This window comes from Rhizobium sp. 18055, assembly GCF_902706285.1.
GTDB lineage: Bacteria > Pseudomonadota > Alphaproteobacteria > Rhizobiales > Rhizobiaceae > Rhizobium.
This window is the reverse complement of the sequence record NZ_CACSKD010000439.1, coordinates 1-399: the sequence shown is the minus strand read 5'-3', so window position 1 is coordinate 399 and position 399 is coordinate 1. Positions and strand designations below refer to the sequence as shown.

The window sequence follows — 399 nt, the reverse complement described above, 5'->3', positions numbered from 1 at the left end:
GCCCGATACAGGCTGCTGATGGCCTGCCGATCCCCGGGAAAACCCCGTCCGGCCGTGGTAAGGCGGCTGCAAGGCATCTGGCTACAATCCCGCACCAAACCCGCGTGGCACCCGTCCTGGCGGGTTTTTTGCTACATGGCATTCGGGCCCAAAAGGCTGAACCGATTCCCGGCCCCATAACGGGTGGGACGTTACCAACGAAGGACTTTCTCTATGGACATTTTGCTGCAGCAGATCATCAACGGTCTGGTCCTCGGCAGCATGTACGCCTTGATAGCCTTGGGCTACACCATGGTGTACGGCATCATTCAACTGATCAACTTCGCCCATGGCGAGGTGCTCATGATCGGCGCGCTCACCAGCTGGAGCTGCATCGGCCTCATGCAGGAGGCCATGCCG

General features: G+C 59.9%; 1 pseudogene. It reads left to right on the top strand.

Going from position 1 to position 399, the window contains the following annotated elements:
* Nucleotides 1–213: 213 nt before the first annotated feature.
* Nucleotides 214–399 (top strand): annotated as a pseudogene (locus GVL52_RS32570) (branched-chain amino acid ABC transporter permease LivH); the annotation flags it as partial.